We start from the raw sequence: 4,206 nt of genomic DNA on the forward strand, positions 1-4,206 counted from the left end.
GTCGGCACGCCCAATGCGGTCGCGCCAGGGCCGAAGGCATCATTGGGGTAGATGCAATCGCAGGCGGCATCGAGAAAGCGATGTTCAGCAGGGGAGAAGAAGCGCTTGCCTTCATCTTCGCTGGCGGACGCCGCAAAGGCTGGTACCTGAAATTCCTGTCCAGCGAGCAGAAAGAAGGCCGTCGTGCCTGCTGCGTTTCTGACGAAGCGTCGGCGTGAGGATGAATGGGCGCTCAATCTGTTCTCCTGACAGAACAACACTGCGTGATTCCCATATCCTGGGCGCAACTTCCTTCTTCGCGATTGCCGGGGGAAATGCAAGCCGCTTTCTGAAGAACCAACCGGTGAGACGGGTCAGGCGTGCACCGGTTGGCCTGATAGCGCTGGCTCAGGAATGTTTGGCGGGCAGGGAGAGCGTGCCGGGCTTGGGGGATTTGACAGCAGGTGTTGCCGCAGGCGCACTTGCTGAAGAAGCGTCATCTCCCAGAGGGAAGATGGCGTCTGGCTCCTGAGGTGCAGCAGATTTGACAGATGCAGCCGGCGTCGCGCTGGTGGTGGCCGGTGCAGCCACTGGTGCAGTGGCGTTCGTGACGGCGCTGGTGGCAGCCGGGGCAGGCAGTGCGGTGCCCGGCCCGATGTCCTGTTGTGTGATAGCTCCCGGAAGCGGGGCGCCGCTCGCGTCGACCAGCCAGTCATGCAGCGATTTCTTGATCTGGAATTCAAGTTCCACATTCATATCCTGCATCATCTGTGTGGTCAGATCGTACAGGACCGCGCGGGATTCCGGATCCTTGTCGCCAGGATTGAGGCTGCGGGTGATATGGGCCAGGGCGTAGCCAGCGCGACCGCCGGAGGGGGCGGAAAGATCGACATGAGCTTCGAGCTCACCGAGTAGCGTTCCCCCGGGTGCATGAAGGATGCTGGCTTTGGTAATCGTGAATGTGCCATTACCTTCCGAACCGCTTGCAATAAGGCGGTCACGCGCCATCTGCTCGAGCGCCTGCTGAGGGGGCGTGGGCGCCTTGGCGGAGATGTCGCCGGGTGTGCTGCCGGAAGGCGCAGAATCCACGACTTCAATATGCGCCACGTTGAGATGCATCTTGCTCAGATAGCTATAGTCGAGCGGCGCGAAGCTTTGGGGCTCGCTGTCGCCGCAGGCTGTGAGCAGGGGCGAGACACTGCCCAGCAAGAGACAGACTGAACCAAAACGAAGGAAAGACTGAATGCGGGACCGGCTGCGCGACATGATCTGCTCCTGATGATAGGGCGGTTGTTATTTTTTTTTGACGAGAGAACGCAGCCGATCGATCAGTCTACCCGATGGCTTGGGATCCTTGCTCGTGTCAGCTGGGCTATGCCCCGCCGGTTGATGCTGGTGCAGAAACGCCCAGGATTCGGAAATCATGTCGGCAGATGCGGCATCGGGAACGGCGGGCAGGGGAGCTGAAGGTGCGTTGACCTCGCTCATGAGCGAGGAGGCCTTGCCGAGGCCGTAGTCGCGTGCCTCGAAAGCCTGCGCCTGGGCGATCATCTCGGCGTGCTCGGGCGTGCCGAGATACCAGCCCAGAATAAGAGAGGGCAACATACCGGCCAAAGTCTCGTCGCTGACAACGACATTGGCCTTGGGGCAGTAGAAAGACGGCGGTGCATCGAGCTGCCTTTCCCACCATGCCAGATAAAAAGCGCAATCCAGTTCCGGGTCGTAAAACCGATGGATCAGCTGATGATCAACGACGAACGAGATCTGGGAACGCAGAGGCGCCCCGGAAAACGGCGAAAGAACGACCAGGGTTTCCGGCCCTATGCGCGCGCCAAGCAGGCGTCTGACGTCACGCGCGGAAAGAGGCTTGTCATCGACGCGGGCGATTTCGCGATCCTGCTCGATGAGCGCGGTCTGTACCTGTCTGAGGTCTGCCATCATGCGCACCGACCAGGCGGCGGCAAGCTGCGTCGCGAGAAAGAGCGGCAAGGGGCGGGCGCCACCCAAAGCGGAAGGGGTTGCGCTCAGCGCATTTCTGAACAAGGCGTCGAACCAGGGTGAGACGCTGGAGAGAATATCTGAGGGTTGCAGCCTCTGGACAACTTCGACATGCGAGCCGCAATACTCACGGCTCTCATTAAAATACCATACTGCCTTGCGGTCGCTCAGGGCGTCGCTGAAGGTGACGCAGGTAATATCGTCTGCAAGGGAGATCAGCTCCTGCGGGAGCCACTGATCATAAAGCGAGCCTATGGTCTCACCGTCGATCTGGGCCGTTTTGAGAAAAGCCTCGGCGTTCGTCATCGTGCGATCTCGGTGCGGTCGAAACGAAATCCGACATTGCAGAATTCGCAGTTCATGGTGATCTGACCCTCTTCAGCCATATGGTCGAGATCATCTTCCGGGAAAGTAGAGAGCACACTTGCCAGACGCGCACGGTTGCACCGGCAGCCGAGACTTACCGCTCGCGGACGATCCACGATGACATCCTGTGAGCCGAACAGGCGTTCGATAAGGGTAGTGGCACTCAGCTTGGGGTCGAAAAGCTCGGCGGAGGTCAGGGTATTGCCCAGAACGCTCGCCGTCTCCCAAGCATCCTCATCGCTATCGGCCCCTGAAGAAATTCCGCCCTCTTCGGCAATCTTTTCGAGAAGAAGAGCCCCGGCCTGCCAGCCATCCGGGGTCTTCTCGCAATAAAGGCGCATCCAGCACTGATGCTGCTCACTGGTGGCGAAATAATGCATGGCCATATCGGCAAGGGTTTCGCCCTCAAGCGCTACAATGCCTTGATGGCGCTCGGTGTGAGCCCCCTGATCAATCGTGAACGCGAAATATCCCTCGCCGAGAAGCGAGCGGGCCGACCCGGTTTCGAGTGTGTCGGGCGACCGCAGATAAAACCGCAATTCACCGGCGTCGGTGCAATCGGTCACCAGCATGGAGACTGGACCATCGCCCTTGATCTGCAGCGAGAATGATCCCTTGAACTTCAGACCGGCACTCAGGCCGGCAACAAGCGAGAGCGCTTCACCGGCGAGAATGCGGCCGTCATCCGGAATATCGTGACGCGTCAGCATGATGTCAGCCAGCTTGCCAAGCCGTACCAGTCGCCCACGCACCGGTCGCTTCGCCAGATGAAATGGCGTGATGCCATGCGAGATCACCAGATCAGGCACTTCATCCGGGCGTTGCGTATCAAGAAAGGCAGGTGTCTCGATCATCTGTGCTTCAACAATTACTTCATACTCAGGGTGAAACCATCACCCGACCGGGTCAGGCCGGGCTACCGAAGTCGCGCCAGTTCTCGCCCCCAAGAACCCAGAGCAGAAGACCTTTCTGGGCATGGAGGCGGTTTTCGGCCTCGTCAAACACAACGGAGGCCGGGCTTTCAAACACGTCTTCGGTCACTTCCTCACCGATATGGGCAGGCAGGCAGTGCATGAACAGGGCCCCTTCGGGCGCTTTCTGCATCAGGGCCGTATTGACCTGGAAAGGGCGCAGGGTGTTCAGACGCACCGCCGATTCCTCATCGGACATGCTGGTCCATGTATCGGTTACGATGCAGCCTGCCTCCCTGACGGCCTCGATGGGGTCATGAACAAGGCGGATGTTCCCCCCTTCAGCGCGTGCCCAGTCCAGAACGTCCTGACGGGGCTTCATGGATTCGGGTGTTGCAAGGGTGAGAGAGAACCCGAAGCGGACGGCGCCTTCGATCAGGGACGCAGCCACGTTGTTGCCATCACCGATCCATGCCCAGTGCGAGCCCGCGACAGGACCGCGATGCTCTTCATAGGTCATGATATCCGCTAGGATCTGCACGGGATGCGAGTCCGGAGTCAGCCCGTTGACGACGGGGATGGAACTCCAGCGGACCAGTTCGCCCAGCATATCCGTCTCGCCGGTGCGGACAACGAGAACGTCCAGAAAGCGCGAAAGAACTCGCGCTGTATCGGCAAGGCTTTCGCCTCTGCCGATCTGCATGTCTGACGGCGACAACACAGAGACATCGCCGCCCAGTTGACGCATGCCAACCTCGAAAGAGAGGCGCGTACGTGTGGAAGGCTTGGACAGCATCAGCCCAAGCGTACGTCCGGCTAGCGGGTGCGCGGGATGCATCGGAGCGCGGCGGTTATTCTGCATCGCCTTGACCGCACGACCGACATCGATGATGTCGCGCAGCGTGGCGCTGTCGAGGTCGCGCAGGTCGAGGAAGTGGCGGATCGGTGTATG

Annotated in this window: 4 protein-coding genes and 1 pseudogene; all 5 read right to left on the reverse strand. The window is 60.0% G+C overall.

Annotated features, from left to right (window positions below; all coding sequences use genetic code 11):
• Positions 1–236: pseudogene (locus tag P792_RS38930) on the reverse strand (hypothetical protein); the annotation flags it as partial.
• 151 nt (positions 237–387) lie between these two features.
• On the reverse strand, positions 388–1,245 hold the full coding sequence (locus tag P792_RS31470) for a hypothetical protein (RefSeq protein WP_051395924.1): 858 nt from the start codon (positions 1,243–1,245) through the stop codon (positions 388–390).
• A 27-nt stretch (positions 1,246–1,272) separates the two neighbouring features.
• Positions 1,273–2,283 (reverse strand): hypothetical protein, encoded by a 1,011-nt coding sequence (locus P792_RS31475; RefSeq protein ID WP_023979335.1) that lies wholly within the window; start codon positions 2,281–2,283, stop codon positions 1,273–1,275.
• The gene (locus tag P792_RS31480; RefSeq protein ID WP_031241176.1) at positions 2,280–3,197 is read right to left on the reverse strand and encodes an Hsp33 family molecular chaperone HslO; all 918 of its coding nucleotides are present in this window, start codon (positions 3,195–3,197) and stop codon (positions 2,280–2,282) included. The genes P792_RS31475 and P792_RS31480 overlap by 4 nt, the downstream gene beginning before the upstream one ends.
• 52 nt (positions 3,198–3,249) lie before the next feature.
• On the reverse strand, positions 3,250–4,197 hold the full coding sequence (gene argF / locus P792_RS31485) for an ornithine carbamoyltransferase (protein ID WP_031241177.1): 948 nt from the start codon (positions 4,195–4,197) through the stop codon (positions 3,250–3,252).
• Between the last annotated feature and the right edge of the window lie 9 nt (positions 4,198–4,206).

It is taken from the genome of Asaia sp. SF2.1, assembly GCF_000505765.1.
Classification (GTDB): Bacteria; Pseudomonadota; Alphaproteobacteria; order Acetobacterales; family Acetobacteraceae; genus Asaia; species Asaia bogorensis.

Bases quoted from the DNA above. Each gene is read 5' to 3' on its own strand.
- P792_RS31470 (WP_051395924.1), bottom strand. From the start codon at position 1,245: ATGTCGCGCAGCCGGTCCCGCATTCAGTCTTTCCTTCGTTTTGGTTCA.
- P792_RS31475 (WP_023979335.1), bottom strand. From the start codon at position 2,283: ATGACGAACGCCGAGGCTTTTCTCAAAACGGCCCAGATCGACGGTGAG.
- P792_RS31480 (WP_031241176.1), bottom strand. From the start codon at position 3,197: ATGATCGAGACACCTGCCTTTCTTGATACGCAACGCCCGGATGAAGTG.